The 24,289-nt window shown below is 59.2% G+C and carries 29 protein-coding genes; 18 read left to right on the forward strand and 11 right to left on the reverse strand.

Translation table 11 applies throughout. The features are described from left to right. Nucleotides 1–752: 752 nt before the first annotated feature. The 4 genes from QTL96_RS09650 (at nucleotide 753) to dinB (ending at nucleotide 3,540) form a co-directional block, all read left to right on the forward strand. Nucleotides 753–1,526 (forward strand): SOS response-associated peptidase, encoded by a 774-nt coding sequence (locus tag QTL96_RS09650; protein ID WP_289727590.1) that lies wholly within the window; start codon nucleotides 753–755, stop codon nucleotides 1,524–1,526. A gap of 162 nt (nucleotides 1,527–1,688) precedes the next feature. After that, nucleotides 1,689–1,958 (forward strand): hypothetical protein, encoded by a 270-nt coding sequence (locus QTL96_RS09655; RefSeq protein WP_289727591.1) that lies wholly within the window; start codon nucleotides 1,689–1,691, stop codon nucleotides 1,956–1,958. A 60-nt stretch (nucleotides 1,959–2,018) separates the two neighbouring features. After that, nucleotides 2,019–2,441 (forward strand): hypothetical protein, encoded by a 423-nt coding sequence (locus tag QTL96_RS09660; protein WP_289727592.1) that lies wholly within the window; start codon nucleotides 2,019–2,021, stop codon nucleotides 2,439–2,441. A 10-nt stretch (nucleotides 2,442–2,451) separates the two neighbouring features. Next, on the forward strand, nucleotides 2,452–3,540 hold the full coding sequence (dinB, locus tag QTL96_RS09665; protein ID WP_289727593.1) for a DNA polymerase IV: 1,089 nt from the start codon (nucleotides 2,452–2,454) through the stop codon (nucleotides 3,538–3,540). 16 nt (nucleotides 3,541–3,556) lie between these two features. On the opposite strand, the gene QTL96_RS09670 is transcribed toward dinB, so the two are convergent. Both QTL96_RS09670 and QTL96_RS09675 read right to left on the reverse strand, forming a co-directional pair. Next, nucleotides 3,557–3,865, reverse strand: coding sequence for a hypothetical protein (locus tag QTL96_RS09670; protein ID WP_289727594.1), 309 nt, complete (start codon nucleotides 3,863–3,865; stop codon nucleotides 3,557–3,559). Between the two features lie 597 nt (nucleotides 3,866–4,462). Next, nucleotides 4,463–5,584, reverse strand: a complete 1,122-nt coding sequence (locus QTL96_RS09675) for an NAD(P)/FAD-dependent oxidoreductase (protein ID WP_289727595.1) — start codon at nucleotides 5,582–5,584, stop codon at nucleotides 4,463–4,465. Between the two features lie 78 nt (nucleotides 5,585–5,662). On the opposite strand from QTL96_RS09675, the gene QTL96_RS09680 reads away from it, so the two are divergent. The 3 genes from QTL96_RS09680 (at nucleotide 5,663) to QTL96_RS09690 (ending at nucleotide 6,476) form a co-directional block, all read left to right on the forward strand. Next, nucleotides 5,663–5,953, forward strand: a complete 291-nt coding sequence (locus QTL96_RS09680; RefSeq protein ID WP_289727596.1) for an acylphosphatase — start codon at nucleotides 5,663–5,665, stop codon at nucleotides 5,951–5,953. A gap of 93 nt (nucleotides 5,954–6,046) precedes the next feature. Continuing rightward, nucleotides 6,047–6,247 carry a cold-shock protein gene (locus QTL96_RS09685; protein WP_112943077.1) on the forward strand — a complete coding sequence of 67 codons (201 nt, stop codon included), beginning with the start codon at nucleotides 6,047–6,049 and terminating at the stop codon, nucleotides 6,245–6,247. Next, nucleotides 6,177–6,476, forward strand: coding sequence for a DUF1289 domain-containing protein (locus QTL96_RS09690; protein WP_289727597.1), 300 nt, complete (start codon nucleotides 6,177–6,179; stop codon nucleotides 6,474–6,476). Before QTL96_RS09685 ends, QTL96_RS09690 begins: the two co-directional genes overlap by 71 nt. A 331-nt stretch (nucleotides 6,477–6,807) precedes the next feature. On the opposite strand, the gene QTL96_RS09695 is transcribed toward QTL96_RS09690, so the two are convergent. The 6 genes from QTL96_RS09695 to QTL96_RS09720 all read right to left on the reverse strand — a co-directional run bounded on the left by QTL96_RS09695 (nucleotide 6,808) and on the right by QTL96_RS09720 (nucleotide 11,165). Continuing rightward, nucleotides 6,808–7,638 carry a ThiF family adenylyltransferase gene (locus QTL96_RS09695; RefSeq protein WP_289727598.1) on the reverse strand — a complete coding sequence of 277 codons (831 nt, stop codon included), beginning with the start codon at nucleotides 7,636–7,638 and terminating at the stop codon, nucleotides 6,808–6,810. Nucleotides 7,639–7,650: 12 nt separating this feature from the next. Next, nucleotides 7,651–8,379, reverse strand: coding sequence for an amino acid ABC transporter ATP-binding protein (locus QTL96_RS09700; RefSeq protein ID WP_113197865.1), 729 nt, complete (start codon nucleotides 8,377–8,379; stop codon nucleotides 7,651–7,653). Between the two features lie 69 nt (nucleotides 8,380–8,448). Further along, nucleotides 8,449–9,090: an amino acid ABC transporter permease gene (locus QTL96_RS09705; protein ID WP_113197803.1), complete on the reverse strand. Its 642-nt coding sequence runs from the start codon at nucleotides 9,088–9,090 to the stop codon at nucleotides 8,449–8,451. A 9-nt stretch (nucleotides 9,091–9,099) separates the two neighbouring features. After that, nucleotides 9,100–9,768: an amino acid ABC transporter permease gene (locus QTL96_RS09710; RefSeq protein WP_289727599.1), complete on the reverse strand. Its 669-nt coding sequence runs from the start codon at nucleotides 9,766–9,768 to the stop codon at nucleotides 9,100–9,102. Nucleotides 9,769–9,796: 28 nt separating this feature from the next. Then, the gene (gene aroQ, locus QTL96_RS09715) at nucleotides 9,797–10,243 is read right to left on the reverse strand and encodes a type II 3-dehydroquinate dehydratase (RefSeq protein ID WP_289727600.1); all 447 of its coding nucleotides are present in this window, start codon (nucleotides 10,241–10,243) and stop codon (nucleotides 9,797–9,799) included. Nucleotides 10,244–10,334: 91 nt separating this feature from the next. Beyond that, nucleotides 10,335–11,165, reverse strand: a complete 831-nt coding sequence (locus tag QTL96_RS09720) for a transporter substrate-binding domain-containing protein (protein WP_289727601.1) — start codon at nucleotides 11,163–11,165, stop codon at nucleotides 10,335–10,337. Between the two features lie 207 nt (nucleotides 11,166–11,372). On the opposite strand from QTL96_RS09720, the gene QTL96_RS09725 reads away from it, so the two are divergent. Further along, nucleotides 11,373–13,268: a sugar phosphate isomerase/epimerase and 4-hydroxyphenylpyruvate domain-containing protein gene (locus QTL96_RS09725; RefSeq protein WP_289727602.1), complete on the forward strand. Its 1,896-nt coding sequence runs from the start codon at nucleotides 11,373–11,375 to the stop codon at nucleotides 13,266–13,268. An 18-nt stretch (nucleotides 13,269–13,286) separates the two neighbouring features. Here QTL96_RS09725 and QTL96_RS09730 read toward each other — a convergent pair whose 3' ends face one another. Beyond that, nucleotides 13,287–13,961, reverse strand: coding sequence for an FCD domain-containing protein (locus tag QTL96_RS09730; protein WP_113197806.1), 675 nt, complete (start codon nucleotides 13,959–13,961; stop codon nucleotides 13,287–13,289). Nucleotides 13,962–14,134: 173 nt separating this feature from the next. Here QTL96_RS09730 and QTL96_RS09735 point away from each other — a divergent pair, with 173 nt between their 5' ends. Further along, on the forward strand, nucleotides 14,135–14,812 hold the full coding sequence (locus tag QTL96_RS09735; protein ID WP_289727603.1) for a GntR family transcriptional regulator: 678 nt from the start codon (nucleotides 14,135–14,137) through the stop codon (nucleotides 14,810–14,812). 3 nt (nucleotides 14,813–14,815) lie between these two features. On the opposite strand, the gene QTL96_RS09740 is transcribed toward QTL96_RS09735, so the two are convergent. Next, nucleotides 14,816–15,577 (reverse strand): IclR family transcriptional regulator C-terminal domain-containing protein, encoded by a 762-nt coding sequence (locus QTL96_RS09740; protein ID WP_113197808.1) that lies wholly within the window; start codon nucleotides 15,575–15,577, stop codon nucleotides 14,816–14,818. 124 nt (nucleotides 15,578–15,701) lie between these two features. Here QTL96_RS09740 and QTL96_RS09745 point away from each other — a divergent pair, with 124 nt between their 5' ends. Genes QTL96_RS09745 through pobA form a run of 4 tightly spaced genes read left to right on the forward strand, consistent with a single transcriptional unit; the run spans nucleotide 15,702 to nucleotide 19,513 of the window. After that, entirely contained in the window at nucleotides 15,702–16,409 is a 708-nt protein-coding gene (locus QTL96_RS09745; RefSeq protein WP_289727604.1) for a 3-oxoacid CoA-transferase subunit A, read from the forward strand. After that, complete coding sequence (locus QTL96_RS09750) at nucleotides 16,406–17,098, forward strand: CoA transferase subunit B (protein ID WP_289727605.1); 693 nt, start codon at nucleotides 16,406–16,408, stop codon at nucleotides 17,096–17,098. Before QTL96_RS09745 ends, QTL96_RS09750 begins: the two co-directional genes overlap by 4 nt. Next, complete coding sequence (pcaF, locus tag QTL96_RS09755; RefSeq protein ID WP_289727606.1) at nucleotides 17,095–18,300, forward strand: 3-oxoadipyl-CoA thiolase; 1,206 nt, start codon at nucleotides 17,095–17,097, stop codon at nucleotides 18,298–18,300. Before QTL96_RS09750 ends, pcaF begins: the two co-directional genes overlap by 4 nt. A gap of 40 nt (nucleotides 18,301–18,340) precedes the next feature. Continuing rightward, the gene (pobA, locus tag QTL96_RS09760; protein ID WP_289727607.1) at nucleotides 18,341–19,513 is read left to right on the forward strand and encodes a 4-hydroxybenzoate 3-monooxygenase; all 1,173 of its coding nucleotides are present in this window, start codon (nucleotides 18,341–18,343) and stop codon (nucleotides 19,511–19,513) included. Here pobA and pcaQ read toward each other — a convergent pair. Next, a complete protein-coding gene (gene pcaQ / locus QTL96_RS09765; RefSeq protein WP_289727608.1) occupies nucleotides 19,510–20,457 on the reverse strand; it encodes a pca operon transcription factor PcaQ in 948 nt (315 codons plus the stop codon). The genes pobA and pcaQ overlap by 4 nt on opposite strands. Before the next feature lie 93 nt (nucleotides 20,458–20,550). Between pcaQ and pcaD the strand changes: the two genes are divergently transcribed. From pcaD to QTL96_RS09790, 5 genes are read left to right on the forward strand one after another with little or no spacing between them, the layout of a single operon-like run. Continuing rightward, nucleotides 20,551–21,360 (forward strand): 3-oxoadipate enol-lactonase, encoded by an 810-nt coding sequence (gene pcaD, locus QTL96_RS09770; RefSeq protein ID WP_289727609.1) that lies wholly within the window; start codon nucleotides 20,551–20,553, stop codon nucleotides 21,358–21,360. Continuing rightward, nucleotides 21,353–21,757, forward strand: coding sequence for a 4-carboxymuconolactone decarboxylase (gene pcaC / locus QTL96_RS09775; RefSeq protein WP_112943093.1), 405 nt, complete (start codon nucleotides 21,353–21,355; stop codon nucleotides 21,755–21,757). Before pcaD ends, pcaC begins: the two co-directional genes overlap by 8 nt. 12 nt (nucleotides 21,758–21,769) lie before the next feature. Beyond that, nucleotides 21,770–22,519, forward strand: coding sequence for a protocatechuate 3,4-dioxygenase subunit beta (gene pcaH, locus QTL96_RS09780; RefSeq protein ID WP_111562499.1), 750 nt, complete (start codon nucleotides 21,770–21,772; stop codon nucleotides 22,517–22,519). Next, nucleotides 22,519–23,133, forward strand: a complete 615-nt coding sequence (gene pcaG, locus QTL96_RS09785) for a protocatechuate 3,4-dioxygenase subunit alpha (protein WP_289727610.1) — start codon at nucleotides 22,519–22,521, stop codon at nucleotides 23,131–23,133. The genes pcaH and pcaG overlap by 1 nt, the downstream gene beginning before the upstream one ends. A 59-nt stretch (nucleotides 23,134–23,192) precedes the next feature. Beyond that, nucleotides 23,193–24,242: a 3-carboxy-cis,cis-muconate cycloisomerase gene (locus tag QTL96_RS09790; RefSeq protein ID WP_289727611.1), complete on the forward strand. Its 1,050-nt coding sequence runs from the start codon at nucleotides 23,193–23,195 to the stop codon at nucleotides 24,240–24,242. Nucleotides 24,243–24,289 lie beyond the last annotated feature (47 nt).

The raw sequence follows: 24,289 nt of genomic DNA on the forward strand, positions 1-24,289 counted from the left end.
GGCAGATATTCTGGACCAGCATCATGCTGGACAAAATGCGGATGTTCCGTTTCTGTTCCCACTGCAACAAAGAGTCAAGCAGCCGAATGGGTGGGAATATTATCCTGATGATTGGAAAATCAGCGAATAGTTATCGGAATCAGGCAGGTAGCTACCTTGAGAATTTTTTCCGCTATCGCCTCTCTAAATCACAATCTGCTTGGATAACGGGGATAAAGCTGAGATCGTCACATTGTTCTTAAGCTTTCCCCTCTGCATGCATGGCCGACGTAAGGCTCCACCATGCAACATACGGGGGCTGCGTGAACAACAGACACCACAAAAATTTTCCGCCTCGATTAGAAGGAGGTGCGCCGATCATTTCCACGTCGCCGCCATCGGTAAAAAATCGGAAACAAACACTCGCAATCATGAACTCGAAAGTGCCGACCTCTCCATATGACCTTTTTTGAGTACTTGCGGAGATAACACGATTTTACTCCGCATATTTGCGGAGAACAGACTTGCTAGACCCAACCGTCTGCATTGGAGTAAAAGCCGCGCGGACCCGGCTGACGCCGCGAAGGTCATATCATCGCAAATGACCGTAATTGCGGAGATACAGTCCCTGCCGGGCCGACGGACGGAAGGCTTCGCCATGTATCCTAAAAGGGATTGTGTAAGCGTCAGGACAATGCCGAAGTTCCACCTCGACTAGCGAACGGCGCGACATACGCTAAGATAAATCGGGTCAATCGGGAGTGAGGCGTCGCATGTGCAATCTATATCGCATGGAAGATAAGGACTGGGTCAGCAGATGGGCACAGGACATTGAGAGCCTGATCAATATAATGCCGGCCTACCAGATGAACCCGGACCAGACAGGGCCGATCGTTCGAAATTCCCCCGATGGTCGCAAGCAACTTGTCCATGCACGCTGGGGGCTGCCCTCGCCAATCTTCGTCCAGAAACAGGCAGCGGAGACCCGCGCCGACAAGCTGAGAGCCAAGGGCCAGACCGTCGAAATGGACGAGCTCATTCGCATGGAGCCCGACCGTGGCGTCACCAATGTGCGCAAACTTAACCTGCCACACTGGAAGCGCTGGTTTGGCATTGAGCATCGATGCCTCGTGCCCGTCACCAGCTTCGCGGAGCCGGATCCTTCCAGCCAGGAGGACGGCGGCAACGTGCCGAATGCCTGGTTTGCCCGCGATGAGGAAAAGTCGCTGATGTTTTTCGCCGGCATCCACGTGCCGCAATGGAAGAGCGTCAGGAAGGTCAAGGATGGGCTGACGACAGATGATCTCTATGGTTTCCTCACCACCGACCCGAATGCGCTGGTGAAGCCGATCCATAAAAAGGCGATGCCGGTGCTGCTGCTCACACCTGAGGAAACCGACGTCTGGATGCGGGCGCCATGGGATGAGGCCATGCACCTGGCGCGACCGCTAGCCGACGACGCGCTGATCATATCGTCTCGCGAGCCATATGGCTCATCGATCGTCGCGAAAGACGGCGAACCGCTACAGCAGGCTATGCTTTTGTGACCGCAGCAATCGTGAATCGCTGCTGAGTGGGCAGAGTCGATTATTGGGCTATTCATCTAAGGAAATGAGAGTAAGCTACTGATTACCGGCGTCAGGGATAACTGGTAGGCGCCGCTTGGGAGTTCATACTTGCTCTTGCCGATCGAACGGGGGAGCACGTGCATGTTATTGTCCCTTATTTCCCTTTCCGACAATGAGATTGAAACTGTCACCTCCGCTGTGCGCGAGTGGTGCCACCTGAACCATTGCGATATCGATAGCTCACAGGGTCGCCATGCGATCACGATTGCGGTTGAACTCGTTCACGCCAAGCTCGAAAGACCCTTTCTTGCTTGCTTGATCGAAGCGCTCCGCTCACCGTTCGAGAGCCAGCCGCCGATTTCAGGAGAGGCGATCAATCACGCTGGACCTGTGACGCCTACAACGGTCTGAGATTTGACTCTCAGGCCAAATGTTCTTATTTTGTTCTTTACGATAGGAAAGGATAAGGACATGAGCTGGCTCAAACTCGACCCCGCAATATCGTCAATGCCGGAACCTAAATTTCGCCTGGTGGTCCAGGATCATTTTCTGAAGCTGTTTCTGCCGCATTACGACAGCCTCGACTGGGACGTCGCCGCCTTTTACCGAAGCCGCGATGAGCAGCCGATCTATTATTTCTCGCCCGGCGCCGCGGATCTGCTCACAAGATTCGGCGAATACCGCTACGGGCCATGCGACCGGCCGGACTCCACCGCAGTCACGTTGCAGAGCGGATCGGCGCTTGCCGTCGATACCGCCTGGGTCGAATTGCCCGATGACACGCGCCCATACCCGGAGTTGGACCAAGAGTTAGAACACGCCGAGGCGGACTTTTGGCCTGAACTCATGGGATCGGGTGGAAAGCACGGCTCGAATGGTGGCGGTCCCGCCTGAGATCTTACTGATGGATATCATGACCTCTGCGACCATCAGAAAGATCATCCATGTCGACATGGACGCCTTCTATGCGTCGGTGGAACAGCGCGATAATCCAGAACTGCGCGGCAAGCCGCTGGCGGTTGGCGGCGCTGCAGCACGTGGTGTAGTTGCCGCGGCTAGCTATGAGGCCCGAAAATTCGGGGTTCATTCGGCAATGCCCTCGGTCACGGCCGCTCGCAAATGCCCAGATCTGATTTTCGTGACGCCACGCTTTGATGTCTATCGCGCCGTCTCGCAGCAGATCCGCGAGATCTTTTCTGAATACACCCCTCTTATCGAGCCGCTGTCGCTCGACGAGGCCTATCTAGATGTCACAGAGAACCTGAAAGACATGCCTGTTGCCACCGAGATCGCGCTGGAGATCCGCTCCAAGATCAAGGCGGCCACCGGACTGAACGCGTCAGCCGGCATCTCATATAACAAGTTCCTCGCCAAAATGGCGTCCGACCTCAACAAGCCCAACGGGCAGGCTGTCATCACGCCGAAGAACGGCCCCGCCTTTGTCGAAGCGCTGGCAGTGAAGAAATTCCACGGCGTCGGGCCGGCTACCGCCGAGAAAATGCATCGGCTCGGAATTCAGACCGGCGCCGATTTGAAGGCCCAGTCGCTGCAATTTTTGACGCAGCATTTTGGGAAAGCGGGTCCCTATTTTTATGGCATCGCGCGCGGCATCGACGAGCGCCGCGTCAAACCTGACAGGGTCCGCAAATCCGTTGGCGCCGAGGACACCTTCGCGCAGGACATCCATAGCTATGATCCAGCGCTTGAGGGCGTTCGGCCGCTGATCGCAAAGGTCTGGCGCTATTGCGAAGCTAATGCCATACGGGCGAAAACCGTCACTTTGAAAGTAAAGTACGCTGACTTCACGCAGATCACCCGAGCCCGGACGGGAGAGCGGCCATTCTTATCGGCTGGCGAGATCGAGGAGACCATCGCCTCTTTACTCAAGCCTGTTTTCCCGCCACCGAAGGGCGTGCGCTTGTTAGGCGTTACCCTGTCCTCGCTCGGACAGGCAGATGTCATTCAGGCCGGCCAGCTGCGGTTGACGCTCTGACGTGCCGAAGACTTTCTCAGTCCTTAGGGACGAGTGTGAGACCGCCACCTGGTGGCTGTGCGTCATTCTTCGCCAGCGACGCCACGTGTTCGCGAAAAAGCTGAGTTGCTCTGACCGCCTGTTCAGTAAGACCCGACATCGCTGTCATAAGATCATGCATGCGCTCGGCGGCTTGCGCGGGATTGACGGTGCCGGCCTCCACCAACTGCTCGGTGATGGCGATAACGCCGAGCTGGGTCGCGACAAAGGTCGAGTGTATTTCCAAGACGAGCTGATGGGTCGCCTCGAGGGCGTTGGCGATTGATTCTGCGTCGTCATCGGTCATGCTGAAATGCTTTATGCCAGTCTTATCAACACTCGGGCTTAATCGTCGACTTTTTGCCTCAAGCCGCCCGTCTCTGCAAACGTGTCAGCCTCAAAATCAGGCAGAAACTGTCGCAAAACTGGACACAAAATCATCCATAAAAACTCGCGGATATTGGCAAGTGTAAGATCCGTGATACTTGGTGTTTAACAAGACAGTAAAATAAAAACTATATATATAAAGGTAACTATAAGTATAATGTACGTTGTATCGATCGATGACCAAGGGCAAGAACGCAACTTCTTGGCGACCCATATCTGTTTTTCAGACCACCACTTCACCGCGACGATCAACGGTCGCTTGATGACGTTTAGCGTATCGGAAATAATCTCCGTCGCAGCTGTCGACGAGCCGGGTGAAGAAAATCAGCCGACGCTCTTGCCGAGCGAGCATTAAGCAAACGTTCTTCGTGCCGAAACATGCGCTGATCATACCGGATGGACATCTCTGCAAGATCCTCTGATTCATCGCCTGCGTCCTTCGCAGAGCGACGCGGGGAGTGTCGCAATGCCGACTAAAGCGGAGCTATGTCACTACGTCCCACGATTTTGCACTCGCCTAACATGCTTGGGCTACAATCGAGCTTGCTATTACCTCTGCCTCAATGCCGATCTGCCTCAGCAATCCGGTTGTGGCGGGATTGAAGCCGCAGAAATAAAGTTGATCGCCGTGCGGATGAAGATCACCCCTGTTAGGCCGAAGTGTTTCCGGAAACCTCCAAGTGATATCAGGGAGCAAAGAACCAAGTGCCGGAGCATAGCCCGTCGCAAGCACGATCGTGTCGCAGTCAAACGTCAGACCATTTTCAAACCGAACAGATGAACCGGCCAGGCTGGCAACGCCTGGGAACACCTTTATGTCACCTCTCCTGATTGCCGCAATGGTTCCGATGTCGATCAGCGGCGTGCGGCCACGCTCCGCCATTGTGGTAAGCGGGCCCTTCGCGGCTCGTTGCAACCCGAATGAAGTCAGATCTCGGTATCGCAGCCAAAGCAGCGGTGCGTTCAATGCATCGACGATGCGTGGCGGCAGATGGCGTTCGGCAATTGCAATTGTCGCGCTTGGTATTCCCAGCAGCTCCCGCGGGACAATGTTCACAGGCCCACGCACGGATATGGCGACGTCGAGGCCGGCAGATGCACACTCCAAGGCGATCTCGCCGGCTGAATTCCCAAACCCGACGACGAGCACCTTGCGAATGTTTAGCGCCGTCGCATTGCGGTAGTCCGAGGAATGTATGATCGTTCCAGCGAACGACGTCTCTTTCGCCCAATCGGGAATGACTGGCTTGCGGGATAAACCAGTCGCGACAACGACAGCGCTCGCACCAAATTGTTCCCCGTCCTCCGTTCCAATCACCCAGTCGCCCAGCCGCTGAATACGCGTGACCCTTTTGTGTTTGCGGATCTGGAGGCCCTGGGTGCGGGCATAGTTCTCCAGATATTCGATGATCTGTCGCCGAGACGGATACCGTGCGAAAGTGGCGGGCATTGGCTGCCCTGGCAAGGCGGAGTGGGCCTTTGAGGTATGGAGATGCAGCCTGTCGTAATGGCCATGCCATGACGCTGCAACATGATCAGTCGCCTCGAAAATGGTGGATTTGCGTCCCCGAACCCGCAGCGCAGCTGCACAGGCAAGTCCCGCAGGCCCGGCTCCAACTATGACGATCTCGCCTGCCACCGCAGTCTCCTCATGCGCTTGCCAAGGTGATACCGAGCTACATTTTACACGAGATCGAGCGCGCAATCAGGAGCCCTCATGAAACCCGATCTGTTTGCATTTCACGTTAGGATAACCGGAAGGGTTCAAGGTGTGAGCTATCGTGCCTGGACGCGCGATCGTGCAATCCAGCTGGGACTGACGGGCTGGGTCAGGAACGAGAATGATGGATCCGTTTCCGCTCTTATCGTCGGAACATCCACATCAACGTCGGCAATGCTGGAGCTCTTCTGGGACGGGCCACCTGGCGCAAACGTAAGCGGTGTTGAGCCGCAGGCGACCGCCGTGGATCGGACAGCAACTGCCTTCCTCATTGTCGCAACGCAATAGGAGGTTCGGCCGACGAAGCAGACAGCGCTGCTTGCTTGCGAGCGCTCTTCGGTCTATGACTTCGCCTTCAAAAGCTAAAATTGGGAGAAGTTCGTGGCGAACGGCACTGTAAAGTTTTTCAACCATGACAAGGGCTTCGGCTTCATCACACCGGATAACGGCGGCCCGGACGTCTTCGTCCACATCTCTGCAGTGCAGGGCGGTTCGCTACGAGACGGCCAGAATGTCAGCTACGAGCTGGGTCAGGATCGTAAGACCGGAAAATCCAAGGCAGAGAACGTCCAGCCGGCCTGATCTCGATCGAGGAAGCGGGCGATCCTTAAGGTCCCCGCACTCACATCGAAATGAAGATCGAGACCCCTGCATAGATATCTGCCAATTCGACCCACGCAACAGATGGTGCGTGGGATGCGCGCGAACAGTCGAGGAAATCAGAGTTTGGCGCAAGCTCACGCCATTCCGTCGAACTGCCCTTTTCAACGAGTTGAAGCACCGCATGAAGCGGCTTCGCACTAACGTTTGACCGCAACTCCGATTAGATTGTCAGCATGGCTTGGCAACTCGCAACGGGCGGACGCGCACCGAGGCTCGGAGATGTCTGGTTTCTTTGAAGGTTCCAGTTGGCAGGCCGTAAAGCACCCCCCTGCTCGTGAATGACTTTGAACCGGTGGCATTTCAATCGTCAATCGACAGCATCCCGATGGATCGAATGCCGCATCATCGTCCTGAAAACAGGCACTCGCGAAAACCAACTGCTAAATCATGAAATCACCGGTCTGAGCGCAGAGGGTAAGAGCTATCGCTTCGCTCACTAAGAGCAAACAGATCTGGCCATGGTAGGTTCGGTCCAGGCTTCAACTTATGCAAGCGATGGATCTCAGCTCGCTGGCTGTTGTAGTCGGAAAGCCGAAGAATTCGAGATAGGCTGGAATTTGCTCGAACAGCATGTCGGTGCCGACCTGGAAGTCGCAGCCGCGGGCACGCGCCACTTCGAGAAACGGCGTGATCTCCTGCTTCATCACAACCTCGCCCACAAAAGTGGAAGACGAAAGCCGCGAGACATCGATCGGCAGCGGATCGTCGCTTTTCATGCCAAGCGGCGTTGCGTTCACCACAATGTCGAACCCTTGGGGATCGCGAGAACCGGCCGCCACCTCAACACCGGGATAATACTGACGAATTCGCGCCATCAGACCATGCATGGCCTCTGTGTTCGCATCGAAAACCGCGATCCTGCGAACGGCGGCTGCAGCTAGCGATGCAGCGATCGCCGAACCAACGCCGCCGGAACCGACGACGAGTACCTTGGTGTCAGCAACGGGCCTGCCCTTGCGAAGCACGCCACGCACAAACCCCTCCCCATCGAACATGTCACCGATCAGCCGCCGATGTTCGTCAAGGCGGATGGCATTGCAGGCGCCGGCGACCTGGGCACGCGTCGACAGCTCATGAAGAAGGTCCATCGTGGTGACCTTGTGTGGCATGGTGATCAACGCACCATGGATGTTCGAAAGACGAAACACGAGCCTCAGGAATTCCGGAAAGTCCTCCGCCCGGCAGCCCATAGGCACAACGACCGCGTCGATGCTGTGTTTTTCGAAGTAAGGGTTGTAGATCAACGGCGACTTGAAGGTCTCCGTCGGATAGCCCAGATGGGCGATAATCCTGGTGGTGCCCGAAATCATGCAGATGAACTCTCAGTGACGCAAAATTTCACCAAGGAACTTGCGGGTGCGCTCATGCCTTGGATTGCTGAAAAATGTGGCAGGTGGTGCCTCTTCGACGATGGCGCCGCTCGCCATGAAGATGACGCGATCGGCGACCTGACGGGCGAATCCCATCTCGTGGGTGACGCAGATCATCGTCATTCCCTCCTCCGCCAGTCCAATCATCGTATCGAGAACTTCCTTGACCATTTCTGGATCCAGCGCCGATGTCGGCTCGTCGAACAGCATCACCTTCGGCCGCATGCAAAGCGCTCGTGCAATCGCCACGCGCTGCTGCTGACCGCCAGAAAGCTGCGCCGGGTATTTCTCGGCTTGTTCGAGGATCTTTACGCGGTCTAGCAGGCTGCGCGCGCGTTCTTCCGCTTCTGCCTTGCCGAGGCCGAGTGCGCGCATCGGCGCCAGCATGCAGTTCTGCAGCACGGTCAGATGCGGAAAGAGATTGAACTGTTGAAACACCATGCCGACATCGCGCCTGATGGCGTCGATATCTCTGGAGCGATGTGCGAGCAGCGTGCCGCCGACGCGAATCTCCCCCTTCTCATATCTCTCCAGGTGATTGATGCAGCGGATCAGCGTAGACTTGCCGCTGCCCGATGGACCGCAGAGTACGATCCGCTCGCCCTGGCGGACATCCATGTTGATGTCGTGCAATGCCTGAAAGGCACCGTACCATTTCTCGACCTGCGCCAGGCGGATCATCGGTTCGGTGGTGGTCGTCGTCGTCGACACATTGGTCATCGTTCAAATCTCCCGGCCAAGCGAGTGTGCTCAGCGCCCCGACATCGCAAAGCGCCGCTCGAGGCGGGCACCGAGGATCGTCAGCGGGCAGCACATGATGAAGTAGAGGATGCCGACGATGCCAAAGACCGTCAGCGGTTCGAAGATCTGGTTGGAGATGATGTTGCCGGCGCGCGTCAGTTCGGTGAAACCGACAATGGCGGCGAGCGACGTTCCCTTGATTAGCTGCACCAGGAAGCCGATCGTCGCCGGCAGCGAGATGCGGATCGCCTGCGGCAGAATCACGTCCTTCATGCGCGAGACGTATTTGATGCTGAGCGCTTTGGCGGCCTCTGTCTGGCCACGCGGCACGGCCTCGATCGAACCGCGCCAGATCTCGCCGAGATAGGCACTGGCATGCAATGTAAGACCGATCGCGACCGCGACCCACGCGTCAAGCTTCAGGCCCACTAGCGCCAACCCGTAGTATACGACGAAGAGCTGCATAAGGAGTGGCGTGCCCTGAAACACGCCGATATAGCCGGCCGTTACCCGTTCCAGAGCCGGCAGACCGCAAGTCCGCAGCAGCGCGACGACGAGACCGCCGATCGAGCCGCAGATGAAGCCCACGACGGAAAGCACTACGGTCCACTTCAAGCCAATCAGCAGGAAGATGAATTCATCGCGACCCATGGGAGCCTCCTACTTGACCGGATAACTGAAATAGCGGGACGAAAAGAGCCCGAAAAGGCGCATCATCACCCAGGAGATCACGAGGTAGAAAACCGTGACGGTGAAATAGACCTCGAAGCTACGGAAGCTTTCGGATTCGATCCGTTGCGAGACAGAGGTCAGCTCGTAGGCCGAGATCGCCGAGGCGATGCTGGTCGACAGTGTCAAAAGCACGAACTGGCTTGTGAGCGATGGATAGATCGCGCGCAGCGCCGGCTTCAGCACGATGAAGCGGAAGACCTGCGCCTTGTGCAGGCCAAGCGCCAGGCCGGCCTCCTTCTGGCCTGCGGGGATGGATTGTACGCCGCCGCGAATGATCTCGATCGCGTAGGCGCCGCCATTGATGCCGAGCGCAATGATTGCTGTCGGCGTCGGATCGAGCCTGACGCCGGCGAGCGGCAGGGCAAAATAGATGAAGAAGATCTGCACAAGGAACGGCGTATTGCGGATGATCTCGACGAAACCGATCACCAGCCAGCGCACCGGCTTGAAGGGGGAATCGCGCAGCATGACACCGCCGATGCCGATCACGATCGCAAGCACCATGCCCGAGATAGCGAGTAGGAAGGTGCCGAGACAGGCAAGGAGCAGGCTCGGCAATCCATCGATGACGGGCGAGAAATCCAGCGTGTAGTTCATGGTCTTTGTTCTGGCCTTTCCTGTCAGGTCAGCGGCTGCGAGCGACCAGCTGCGTCATTGCCTGGATCGCGAGCTCGTAGCCATCCGCACCGAAACCGATCATGATCGACGTCGCGATCGGCGAGATCAGGGACTTGTGGTAGATGCTCTCGCGGGCATGGACATTGGAGATATGCAGCTCGATCTTCGGCGGATCGAAGGTCTTCAGTGCATCGAGAAGCGCGATCGAGGTAAAGGTGAAGGCAGCCGGATTGATGATGATCCCACAAGCCTTCTCTCGCGCCTCATGAATGCTTTCGATCAGTGTCCCTTCGAAGTTCGTCTGGCGAAAATCCACCTCGAAGCCGAGGTCGCCCGCCTTGGCCGCACAACGTTGCTCGATCTCAGCGAGCGTCGTCGAGCCGTAGATTTTCGGCTCCCGCTGGCCCAGAAGATTGAGGTTCGGCCCGTTCAGTACAAAGATCGTCTTGCTCATCATCGCTCCCGCGTTCGGCGAGACACTGATCGCCGCGGCAAAAGCGGCGGCGGCCGTCTTCAAGACGCCGCCGTCGCTTGTCAGGAAGGGCTTACTTTGCAGCGAAGGGAATGCCTTCAAGGCTTGCGGGGAACTCGGGCACGGGAACCTTCATCCACTTGTCGTAGACCTTCTTCAGCTCGCCATTTGCCTTGATCTTGTCGATGAAGGTATTGAGCGATGCGTTGATTTCCTTCTCGCCAAGGCGCGTGCAGGCGCCGTTGTAGAGTTTCTGGAACTCGAGCTTGTTTTCGAACTCGCCGGGACGGGCCTTTTCGACGCGATCCATGTAGAAGATGTTGCCGCCGAGCGCTTCGGCCTGTCCGGAAACCAAAGCCTGGACGCTCGCCGCATCGCCGTCGAAACGGCGAATTGTGGCCGAAGCCGGGGCATTCTTGGTCACCTGCGTATCTTGTGCTGCGCCCTTCGCCACGGAAATGGTCATATTGGCCATGTCGTCATTCGTCTTGATCGACTTATTCTTCGGGCCGATCAGTACGATGGCATTGGCATTGTAGGGCTGACTAAACTGAACCGCCTTGGCGCGATCGGGCAGCATGGCCATCGTTGCGAATAGAACGTCGACGCGGCCTGATGTCAGCGCCGGAATGCGGTTGTTGACCTCAAGCGGTACAAATTCGACCTCTACGCCAAGTTCCTTTGCGTAGAGCGCGCCCATATCGGCGTCGAACCCGTCCTGCTTGCCGGCGCTGGTGACAAAGCCCCATGGCGGATTATCGCCCTGGATGCCGACGATGAGTTTGCCGCGAGCTTTGATTTCTTCTGGGGTCACGGCGGCGGCCGGGTAAGCCAACGCGATGCCGGTCAGCAGAGCGGCCGCGCCAAGCATGGCGCTGCGACGTGACAACATGGATTTCAACATCTTTTCCTCCTCCTGAATGGTCGTTGCGACCCTACAGCCTTCCTTCTCCTCCGACTGTGAGAGCAAAACTGCCTCACACCAGTCGATAAATCAACATAGTTTTTGAAAAACGTATGAGACTTCTATTTTCAAACGTTGAATTGAACTTCTCACGACATTCGTCATAATGATGATCACGGCGATATCGACCAGGGAAGGACGAACGAGATGAAGACCTCGATAGCGACGGTTTCGATAAGCGGCGATCTGCCGGAGAAGCTTGAAGCGATCGCGCGGGCGGGCTTCGATGGCGTAGAGATTTTCGAAAACGACTTCCTGGCCTTTGATGGCAGCCCCGCCGATGTCGGCAAGATGGCCCGTGATCTCGGCCTGAAGATCACGCTGTTCCAGCCATTCCGTGATTTCGAAGGCATGCCGGAACCGTTACGTGGCCGAACTTTTGACCGGGCCGAACGCAAGTTTGACATCATGCAGCAGCTCGGTACGGACCTCGTGCTCGTCTGCTCGAACGTCTCGTCCGCCTCACTCGGCGGCATTGATCGCGCCGCGGCAGACTTCCGCGAACTGGGCGAACGCGCAGCAGCACGCGGACTGCGTGTCGGCTACGAGGCGCTGGCATGGGGCCGTCACATCAACGACCACCGGGATGCCTGGGAGATTGTGCGTCGCGCCAACCACGACAATATCGGTCTGGTGCTGGACAGCTTTCACAGTCTCTCGCGCAAGATCGACATCAATTCCATCCGCTCCATCCCGAAGGAGAAGATCTTCATTGTCCAGTTGGCGGACGCACCGCAGATCGACATGGATCTGCTCTACTGGTCGCGACACTTCCGCAACATGCCTGGCGAAGGCGACCTTCCGGTGACGGCGTTCACCTCAGCCATCGCCGCGACCGGCTACGACGGCTACTACTCTCTGGAAATTTTCAACGACCAGTTCCGTGGCGGTTCGACACGCGAGATCGCGGCCGATGGCCACCGTTCGCTGATATACCTGGGCGATCAGGTACGCCGCGGCCTCGGCGGCGGCAACCCGATTGGAAAACCCATGCCGCCGCGCGCAGCGGTTACGGGCGTGGGCTTCGTCGAATTTACGGCCGATGAAGGCGATGCGGCCGAACTGATCGGCATCCTCGAGGTATTGGGCTTCCGCAAGACCGCGAAGCATCGCAGCAAGGAAGTCAGCCTCTATGAACAGGGAGGCATCCGCATTCTTGTTAACGTCGACCAGGCGGGCTTTGCAAATGCTGCATACGCCGTGCACGGCACGCTCGCCTATGCATTTGCGCTTGTCGTGGACGATGCCTGGGAGGCCCACCGGCGCGCAGTCGCGCTTGATGCCGAACCCTTCCGGCAACCGGTCGCCGAAGGCGAACTCGAGCTGCCGGCAATCCGCGGCGTCGGCGGCGGCATCGTCTATCTGATCGACGAAACATCGCAGCTCGGCCGCTTCGCGGAAGTCGACTTCATTCACCTCGATGAACAGCGATCGGCCTCGGACGCGGGGCTGCTGCGCATCGACCACATCGCGCAGACCGTCGCCTACGACGAAATGCTGACCTGGCTGCTCTTCTACACCTCGATCTTCGCGACCGAGAAGACGCCGATGGTGGATATCATCGATCCCGGTGGCGTCGTGCGCAGCCAAGTGGTCGAGAACGAGGAAGGATCGCTGCGGATCACCCTCAACGGTGCGGAAAACAGGCGGACGCTTGCCGGCCATTTCATCGCGGAAAAATTTGGCTCGGGCATCCAGCATCTCGCTTTCAGCACCGACGATATCTTTTGCACCGCCGAGAGCTTGCAAAAGGCCGGCTTCAAACCGCTGCACATTTCCCCGAACTACTACGGGGATGTGGAAGCGCGCTTTGGGCTGGATCCAGAGCTCACCGAACGACTGAAGGAACACAACATCCTCTACGACCGCGATGAGGACGGCGAGTATTTCCAGCTTTATAGCGGGACTTACGGTGAAGGCTTCTTCTTCGAGATCGTCGAACGCAAAGGCTATCGAGGTTATGGCGCGGCTAATGCCATCTTTCGCATCGCGGCGCTGAAAAAGCAGATGCGTCCGGAGGGCTTGCCGCGCGACAGCGACTAATCAAGGAAGAGCACGCGATCAGGCGACGATGCCGCTCTTCAATATGTGCTCGACCCCACTATGAACGTGCCGGCGGATCACGGCCCTGGCCTGTTTCGCATCGCGTCGAAGCGCGAAATCGAAGAGTGCCTGGTGATCTTCGACCACTGGCCTGCCACGGAAACTCTGCGCCAGCATGTGATAGCGCAGGAATCGATCGAACACCGAGGACAGTGTCGCCATCAGCGTCGCGGAGTTGCAGGCTGAGACGATCGCCTGGTGGAACTCCCAGTCATAGCGAACCCATTCAATGGTGCGTGAGGCATCGCCGGCAAGAAGCCGCCGTTCCGCGGCCGCCAACTTGTGATGCGCGGCGACAATCGAGGCTTCCCACTCCAGATCACCAGCGGCGAAAGCGAGATCGAGTGCGTGAGTTTCGAGCACCACCCTGAGGTCGGCAAGTTCAAGCAGTTCGCGACGCGACGCCGGGCTGACCTCGAAACCTTTCTGTCCCTCGGCAACGACAAGATTTTCTGTCGTAAGGCGGCTAAGGATCTCCCGCAGCGGCGAGACGCTGATCGAATAGCGCTCGCGCGCCTGCTCCAGCTTGATCTTGGATCCGGGCGGCAAGATGCCGGAAATGATATCCTGGCGAATCTGCCGAAACACGACTTCGCTGACGGTTTCGGCCGTCTCCCCCGTTTTCTTCAGCATTGCGTTGCCTTGGCTCCAGTCGCGATGATTTGGAAAATCATACAGCAGAACGCCTTTCCTATGTCTTTCTTAAATATGGCAGACAATAGGATTTCGGCCGCTGTGACAATGAGGTAACGTGCTGAGAGGTAAGGTGCGGCCCACAGTTCGCATCGAAGTAGCAGAGCATCGTGATGTTGCAGCAGACAGTAAACGAGACCATCGCGGAGAGCAGCTACCGCCGCATCCGTGCCGACATCATCTTCGGCCGGCTCGCACCGGGCCAGAAACTGAAACTGGATGCCCTGAAGGAATCCTACGGCACCTCGATCAGCACATTGCGCGAGATCCTCAACCGTCTTTCCTCGGAGGGGCTGGTACTGGCGGAGGGCCAGCGAGGGTTCCAAGTATGCCCTGTCTCGGTCACCGACCTCAAGGAGATCGCCGCCTTGCGGCTGCTGCTGGAGACGCATGCGCTCGAGCAGTCCTTCGCGCAAGGCGACATGGAGTGGGAAGCGCGCCTCGTGTCGGCTCACTACAAGCTCGCCAGCCTGGAGCGACTGATGGCGACCGGTGATGCCAGCCGCGCCGAAGACTGGAAGCGATACGACTGGGAGTTTCACCAGGCGCTGATTTCGGCCTGTGGCTCGAAGCTTCTGATTGAGACGCACTCGGTCATCTTCGACAAGTATCTGCGCTATCAGATGGTCGCTCTATCCTATCGAGGCAACGTGGCGTCTCGGGAACATCAGGCGCTCCTTGATGCCGCCCTTGGACGCAATGCCGATGCGGCCAAGCAAATCCTTGCCGCGCATATCGAAGGCGGTGTCGAGCATGCGTTGGCGCGCGGTCTGCTCAAGCAGAATAGCTGAGCCTCACACCAGAATTCCGCTCAGCTCGGCCTTTATCCGCAGCAGCGCCGGCAGATAACGTGATACCATGGCGTGCATGGGCTCCTCCGTCGCCGCCAAACCGACATTAAGCGCCGCCAGCGTCTGCCCGCGAGCGCCGACCAGCGGGACAGCAATCGACCTCAGGCCGATCTCGACCTCCTGGTCGATAAAGGCGTAGCCGGCGGCCTTCACGTCCTGCAGGATGCGTTGGAGTTCTGCCACATCTGTCTGCGTTTTCGGCGTGCGCTGTGCAAGTTGTCCGGCCGACAACAGTTCCAACGCACGTTCCGACGGAAGTGCTGCCAAGAGAACACGTCCCATCGACGTGCAATAGGCGGGGAGCCGTGACCCTGGCATCAGAGCGATCGACATGACCCGACGCTGGGAGGCGCGCGCCACGTAGACGATCTCGGCATCATCGAGAATTGAGACCGAGGTGCTTTGCCCGATCTCTTCCGAGAGCCGGTCGAGCCATGGCTGGACGATACGTGGCAGCGGCATTGAGGCCAGGCATCCGGTTCCAAGCCGCAGGACGCGTGGCGTAACCGTGAAATACTTGCCGTCATAGGCGCAGTAGCCAAGTTCGGCCAAGGTCAGAAGGCATCGTCGTGTCGTGGCGCGGTCATACCCGGATATGTCGGCGGCCTCTGAGATGCTGAGACGCGGGTGCTCGGCGGTGAACGCCTCGATCACCTTCAGCCCCTTGGCGAGGCCACCCATGATGTCACGCTCCTTCACCTGCATGTGCCGTTACTCCAATGTGCGATATTCGAACAAATATTACATACCGCACAAACACGATTGCCGTCCACACCTCGCTCCCCTACAAATTGACGCGCTGCCGGTGACAGGCGGCGATGGAGGCTCAATGGACAAGACAGTGCGAAGCGTGGCCGAGGCGGTCGATGGGATTAGCGATGGAGCGGTCGTGATGATCGGCGGTTTCGGTGGCTCCGGTGCCCCGATCGAATTGATCCACGCCCTGATCGACAAGGGGCCACGGAACCTGACCGTCATCAACAACAATGCCGGCAATGGACGGATCGGTATCGCGGCGATGATTGATGCGGGCATGGTCCGCAAGATGATCTGCTCCTTCCCCCGCTCTTCCGATCCCCGCGCCTTCACAGACCGATATCTAGCCGGTGAGATCGAGCTGGAGCTTGTTCCGCAGGGTACACTTGCCGAGCGGATCCGCGCCGGCGGCGCCGGCATCCCGGCATTCTACACGCCAACAGGCTATGGCACTGAACTCGCGCAAGGCAAGGTGATCGCCGAGTTCGACGGTCGATCCTATGTGCAGGAGCGCTGGCTGAAGGCTGATTTCGCGATCGTTAAGGCGCATGTCGGCGACACGCACGGCAACCTCACCTATCGCAAGGCCGGACGTAACTTCAATCCGCTGATGTGCATGGCGGCCGCGCAGACAATTGTTCAGGTTTCGAACCTTGTGGCCCCCGGCGGCATCGACCCCGAGCAAGTCGTAACGCCCGGCATCTTCGTCGATCGCGTCGTCGAGATTGCCGATCCCAGACAGGAAGAAGAGTTGATCCGCGAGGGAGCAACACGCCCATGAGCAACGACAACAAGCTTTCGAACGCGCAGATCGCATGGCGGGCAGCACAGGACATTGCTGACGGCGCCTATGTCAATCTGGGCATCGGCTTTCCCGAGATGGTGGCGCGCTACCAGCCGCCCGGTCGGCAGGCGATTTTTCATACCGAGAACGGTATTCTCGATTTCGGGGAGGCGCCGCCGGCGGGAGAAGAGGACTGGGATCTGATCAACGCGGGCAAGCGTGCCGTAACCCTGAAGCCTGGCGCCGCTTTCTTTCACCACGCTGACAGTTTCGCGATGGTGCGTGGCGGTCATCTTGATGTCGCGATCCTCGGTGCCTACCAGGTTGCTGAGACGGGTGACCTCGCCAACTGGCGGGTGGGTTCGAAGGGAGTACCCGCCGTGGGCGGCGCGATGGACCTTGTGCATGGCGCCCGACAGGTTTTCGTCATCACCGAACACGTGACCAGGAATGGCGAGCCGAAACTCGTCGAAAAATGCACCTTTCCGCTGACCGGCGTCGGCTGCATCACCCGCGTCTATACCAGTCACGCGGTGATCGACATCACGAACGGCCGTTTCGTGCTCCGGGAAAAGCTGCCGGATCTGGCGCTCGAGGATCTGCAAGCCATGACTGGCGCACGACTTCATATAGACGGGCCGGTCGTGGATTTGATCGTACCGCAGCTTTCGGGAGGTGACGCATGACCGAAGCCTATATCTGCGACTATATCCGCACACCGATCGGCCGCTTCGGCGGCGTGCTCGCCTCCGTCAGAGCCGACGATCTCGGCGCGGTTCCTCTGCGAGAGCTGATTGCACGCAACGCCTCGGTGGATTGGGATGCGGTGGACGATGTCATCTTCGGCTGCGCCAACCAGGCCGGCGAAGACAATCGCAACGTTGCCCGCATGTCCCTCCTTCTTGCCGGCCTGCCGGCAAGCGTACCGGGCACTACGATTAACCGGCTTTGCGGATCGGGGATGGACGCGATCATTGCGGCTGCGCGGTCAATCAAGGCTGGCGAGGCTGAACTGATGATCGCTGGCGGGGTCGAAAGCATGTCGCGCGCGCCCTTTGTCATGCCCAAAGCGGATACGGCCTTTTCGCGCCATGCCGAAATTCACGACACGACCATCGGCTGGCGCTTCGTCAACCCTCTCATGAAAGAGCTTTATGGCGTCGATTCCATGCCCGAAACCGGCGAGAACGTCGCTGAAGACTATCATGTCAGCCGGCAGGATCAGGATGCCTTCGCACTGAGGTCCCAGGACAAGGCGGCGGCGGCGCAGCAAAACGGCAGACTTGCGAGGGAAATCGTCGCGGTTTCGATCCCGCAGCGCAAGGGCGAGCCTGTCGTCTTCGATCGGGACGAGCATCCTCGCACCACCACGCTCGAGGCGCTGGCCAAGCTCGGGACACCATTCAAGCGCGAGGGCGGAACCGTCACCGCGGGCAATGCATCGGGCGTCAACGACGGCGCCGCAGCGCTGATCATCGCTTCGGAAACGGCCATCAAGAAATACGGCCTGACACCGATCGCCCGCATTCTCGGTGGGGCATCAGCCGGTGTGCCCCCTCGCGTCATGGGCATCGGCCCGGTGCCGGCTTCGCAAAAGCTGATGGCTCGGCTGTCGATGACCCAGCAACAATTCGACGTCATCGAACTCAACGAGGCTTTTGCCAGCCAGGGCCTGGCGGTGTTGCGCCAACTCGGCATCGCCGACGACGACCCGCGCGTCAACCGCAACGGCGGCGCCATCGCACTCGGCCACCCGCTTGGCATGTCGGGCGCGCGCATCACAGGCACGGCGGCCTTGGAGATGGCAGCAGGCGGGGGGCGCTTCGGCCTTGCAACCATGTGCGTCGGCGTCGGCCAGGGAATTGCGATCGCGTTGGAGCGCGTATGACGCGCGATCGCGTTATGGGAAGAGGACGCTGGGAGGACACATGCGTACCAAAGTCGCCATTATCGGCTCGGGGCCGGCAGGGTTGTTGCTCGGCCAGCTACTGACCGAAGCCGGCATCGACAACATCATACTCGATCGTGTGGCAAAAGATTACATTTTGCGCCGTGTGCGAGCGGGTGTGCTGGAAGAAGGCACCGTCGGCCTTATGGACAGGGCGAAATCCGGCGCCCGCATGCATGCCGAAGGGCTGCTCCATGATGGCTTTTCTCTCGCCTTCGATGGCCGCGACCATCGCATCGATCTCGTTGACTTGAGCGGTGGAAAGCGCGTGATGGTTTATGGCCAGACGGAGCTGACCCGCGACCTGATGGCACACCGCCAGCCAAGCGGCGCGCCGTCCATCTACGAGGCGGCCAATGTCACGCCGTACGATTTCGACGGCGATACTCCGTTTGTCACCTATGAGAAGGATGGGCTTACTCATCGCATCGACTGCGATTTCATTGCCGGATGCGACGGTTTCCACGGCGTGAGCCGCAAGGCGGTGCAGGAGCGGTCGATCCGCACCTTCGAAAAGATCTATCCCTTCGGCTGGCTCGGCATTCTGGCCGATGTCGCACCTGTCAGTCACGAGCTTGTCTACGCTAACCATCCGCGCGGCTTTGCGCTCTGTTCGATGCGCTCGCAGACGCGCAGCCGCTATTACATCCAGGCTCCGCTCGATGTAAAAATCGAGGACTGGAGCGACGAGCGTTTCTGGGACGAGCTTCGCCGCCGCCTGCCCGTGCATCATGCCGAAGCGCTGCAGACCGCCCCGTCCTTCGAAAAGTCGATTGCCCCGCTTCGCTCCTTCGTTGCCGAGCCCATGCGTTTTGGCAGGCTGTTTCTCGCTGGCGACGCGGCCCATATCGTCCCGCCGACAGGCGCCAAGGGTCTGAACCTTGCGGCCAGCGACGTGCACTACCTGTTCTCAGGCCTTTCGGAATATTACGTGGAGCGTTCGCGCGCCGGGATCGACGCCTATTCGCAACGTGCGCTGTCGCGTGTCTGGAAGGCAGTCCGGTTTTCTTGGTGGATGACGACCATGTTGCATCGGTTCCCCGATACCGACGACTTCGGCCAGAAGATCCAGGAAGCGGAACTCGACTATCTCACGCATTCCAATGCCGCAGCGACGGTGCTGGCCGAAAACTACGTAGGATTGCCGCTTTAAGCGCCCAGCTTTGAGCTGGGTACGCCGGAAGCCACCTCCATGGCCGCCTCGCGAATGGTCTGCATCAGGATCGAAAGCGGCAGCGACGGGACGGCGTCGTTGCGCATGGTCAGCCCCACGGGACCCTTGGTTTCGCTTGTGTCGATCGGCAGCACCGCCAACGCGCCATCCTCGATGTCGCTGGCAACGACACCGGCGGAGATGATCCAGATGGCATCGCTTGCCCGAACGAAGGCGCGGCCAAAGCTGTCAGAAACCGTTTCGATCTGGTTCGGAAGGCTAGGTACACCGTTGGCGATCAGCAACCCCTCGACGAATGGGCGGATGATCGAGGCACGGGTCGGCATAAGGACCGTGTAGTCACTGAGTGCATTGAAGTGCGACTGCCTGGCCTTCAGCAGCGGATGGCCGGCTCGCACAGCGAAGACCACCTGCTCCGAGTAGAGATGCTCGAAAGAAAATCCGGTCATCTTTTCCGGCCCGGCGAGACGCCCCACCACAAGGTCGAGATCGCCGACGCGAAGCTGCTCAAGAAGCACGGCATTCTCGCCGGTGACGATCTTCAGGCGGCTCCAGGTGTTCTCCTTCAAAAACAGTTGCATCGCCCGCGGCATGATCCTCGTCGATACCGTCGGCAAGGCCCCGATGCGGATCGGTGGCGCGTCGCCGATCCGCTCTTGCGTGACCGAATCAAGCCCCTGCCGCAGTGCCGTCAGCGCCGCGCCGGCGTGTTTCAGAAAAACCTCGCCGTATCGCGTGATCTTGATGCCGCGGCCGTCGCGCTCAAAGACTTCGACGCCCAGCACGCCTTCAAGCTCTCGGATCGTCTTGGTCACGGCGGGTTGGCTGACATGCAGCAGCTCTGCCGCTTTCATCACGCTTTTCTGGCGCGCGACCTCGACAAAGGTTTGCAGATGGCGGAACTTTATACGGCTGTCGATCATCTCATACATAACTCTGAAGTTATAGGATCGCCACGAAATATCATTTTACCTAACCAGATTAAACATTCAATTTCCTGTCAGGAGGAGTTTCCAGTGCAGTTTGCCCGCGTCAACGACATCGCGATCCACTACCAGGTTATCGGCGGACCGGCCGACAAGCCGGTTCTTGTCTTTGCGAATTCGCTTGGCACCGATTTCCGCATCTGGCGCGACGTGATTGTCCGGCTGGCAGGCGATTTCGCCATTCTGCTCTACGACAAGCGCGGCCACGGCCTCTCAGATGTCGGCCAGACGCCCTACACGATCGAGGACCACGCATCGGACCTGATCGGCCTCATAGAAACGCTTGAGATCAAGAAAGCCATCATCTGCGGCCTCTCGGTCGGCGGGTTGATTGCCCAGTCGCTTTACCAGCAGCGGCCTGATCTCGTCAGCGCTCTCATCCTCTGCGACACCGCCCACAAGATCGGCACCGCCGACAGCTGGAACGCGCGCATCTCGGCCATCGAACAAAATGGCATCGACAGCATGTGCGATGCCATCATGGAGCGCTGGTTCACACCGGCTTTCCGCCGCCCCGAAAACACGGCCTACAACGGCTACTGCAACATGCTCGTCCGCCAGCCGGTGGCCGGCTACGTCGCGACGTGCGCCGCCGTGCGTGACGCTGATTTTACCGAAGTGGCGAAGACCATTTCAGTACCGACGATCTGCATCGTTGGCGATCAGGACGGCTCGACGCCGCCCGACCTTGTCAAATCGCTGGCGCAATTGATTCCCAACGCCCGCTACGAGATCATCCGCGATGCCGGCCATATTCCCTGCGTCGAACAGCCCGAGGCGCTGACGGCGGTGATCCGCGCATTCATCGATTTCGCATTAGATGGAAAAACTCATGAGTGACACTCCGCTTGCCTCCGAGCGCTACAGGCAAGGCATGGCGACCCGCCGCGCCGTTTTGGGCGATAACCATGTCGATCGTGCAGAAGCCGCCTCGACGGCGTTCGACAAACCGTTTCAGGACCTCATTACCGAAGCCGCCTGGGGCCACGTCTGGTCGCGCCCGGGGTTGACCAAGCGCGAGCGCTCGATCGTCACGATCGCGCTGCTCGCGGCACTTGGGCAGGACGACGAAGTGGCCATGCACGTGCGCGCTACCGCCAATACCGGGGCCAGCCGAGACGATATCTGCGAGGCGCTGCTGCACGTCGCGATCTATGCAGGCGTCCCAGCCGCCAATCATGCGATCAAGATCGCCAAGCAGGCCTTCGAACAGATGGACGCCGAAAAGGCGGCTTGAGAGGAAGAAGTCATGTCCGAAATACCGAACCGCAAGCCCGAGACGGGCGCCTTCTTCGCCCGAGATCTCAGCTGGCATCCGCCAGCTTATGCGCCCGGCTACAAGACATCCGTCCTACGCTCGCCGAAGCGCGCGCTTCTCTCGCTCGATGGCACGATCTCGGAGATCACGGGGCCTGTCTTCGGCCACGCGATGATCGGCGAACTCGACAACGACCTGCTTCACAACTTCGCGAAGCCTGGCGAGAGCGCCATCGGCGAACGCATCATCGTCCATGGTCAGGTGCTCGATGAACGTGGACGGCCTCAGGCCGGTGTGCTGGTCGAGTTCTGGCAAGCGAATGCCGGCGGGCGATACCGTCACAAGAAGGAAAGCTACCTGGCGGCGATCGATCCGAATTTCGGCGGCTGCGGGCGCGCGATTACCGATGAGGACGGCCGCTATTTCTTCCGCACGGTGAGGCCCGGCGCCTATCCATGGCCGAACGGCGTCAACGACTGGCGCCCGGCGCATATCCACTTTTCGATATTCGGCCACGGTTTCTCGCAGCGCCTGATCACCCAAATGTACTTCGAGGGCGACCCGATGATCTGGAAGTGTCCGATCGTCGGCACCATCCCCGACAAGGCCGCCATCGAACAGCTGATCGCACCGATGGATTGGGGCAACACCATCCCCATGGACAGCCGAGCCTACAGGTTCGACATCGTGCTGCGCGGGCGGCGATCGACGATGTTCGAAAACAAGCTGGAGGGTAATTGATGGCCCAGGAATTGCGCTATCTCAAGGAAACGCCGTCGCAGACGGCTGGCCCATACGTCCATATCGGCTTGACCCCGAACTTCTGCGACATCGGGGGCGTGTACGAACGCGATCTCGGCGTCGCGATGGTCAACGACAAGACAACAGGCGAGCGGATCACCGTCACCGGCCGTATTTTCGATGGGGCAAGCGCGCTGGTGCGCGATGCCGTCATCGAGATCTGGCAGGCTGACAGCGCCGGGATCTACAATAGCCCGTCGGAAATGCGCGGCACCGCCGATCCGAATTTTACCGGCTGGGGCCGATGCCCCACTCGTGCCGAGGATGGCGTCTTTAGCTTCGATACCGTTAAGCCGGGGAAAGTCCCCTTCAAGGACGGGCGCAGGCAAGCGCCGCATATCAACTTCTGGATTGTCGCGCGCGGCATCAATATCGGCCTGCAGACACGCATGTACTTCCCTGAGGAAACCGAGGCGAACGGCGCCGACCCGCTGCTTCAGCGCATCGAACACAGGGATCGCGTCGCAACGCTTATTGCCGCACGCGATGGTTCTACCTATACGTTCGACATCCGGCTGCAGGGAGAAAACGAGACCGTCTTTCTCGACATCTGACGACGGTGGGGAACGGGTCATTCCGCATCCGCTGATGACCACGAACGATGAGACGACACATGGGCGCGACTGCCTTCGATCACCCATTTCTTTCCGGCCTTGTCGGCGACGAGGAGACATCGGCCTGGTTCACGGCCGAAGCCGATATTCGCGCGATGTTGCAATTCGAGGCGGCACTTGCGCGCGCCGAGGCAATCCATGGCGTCATCCCTGAGCCTGCAGCGCAGACGATTTCCGCCGCCTGCGCCGCCTTGAGCACTGACGTTCCCGCTCTTCGCGCCGCTACTGCCCGCGACGGCGTCGTCGTTCCCGAACTCGTTCGCCAGCTGCGTGCCGCCATCGGCGACGCGTCCCCTCACGTCCATGTCGGCGCCACGAGCCAAGATGTCATCGATAGCAGCCTGATGTTGAGGCTGAAGCCCGTCGCATTCGTTTTCGCAGCCCGTCTTGCGGCACTTGAGCTGCGTTTCACGGAGCTCCACCAAGCCTTCGGCGACAGGCCGCTGATGGGCCGGACCCGCATGCAGGCGGCAATTCCCATCACTGTCGCCGACCGGCTGCGCGCATGGCACGCGCCTCTGGGCGGCTACCGCGAGACACTGACTGCGCTGCGCTTTCCCCTGCAGTTCGGAGGGGCGGCCGGGACGCTCGATAAACTCGGCGAAAAGGCAGCAACGGTGCGGAGCTCGCTGGCACAAGAGCTTGGTCTCGTCGATATCCAGCAATGGCAGAGCCAACGGGCCGTCATCGCGGAATTTGCCGGTCTGCTCACGCAGATTTCGGGCAACCTCGGCAAGTTCGGCCAGGACGTCGCGCTGATGGCGCAGGCCGGAGACGAGATCGGCCTGACGGGTGGTGGCGCGTCATCCGCCATGGCGCACAAGCAGAACCCGGTCGCGGCCGAGACGCTGGTAGCACTGGCGCGCTTCAACGCGACACAGATATCCGCGATCCACCATTCGATGGTGCATGAACAGGAGCGCTCCGGTGCGGCCTGGACGCTCGAATGGCTGGTCCTGCCACAGATGGCAATTTCCACGGGTGCCGCGCTGCGGCTGGCGCACGAACTGGCGGGCAATGTAAGCCGCCTGGGATCCGCTGATCCATAACCCACAGGACATGACTTGAGGCCTTTATTTCATTTTACATTACCGTT

The sequence above is a fragment of the Rhizobium sp. S163 genome (assembly GCF_030380805.1).
Classification (GTDB): domain Bacteria; phylum Pseudomonadota; class Alphaproteobacteria; order Rhizobiales; family Rhizobiaceae; genus Rhizobium.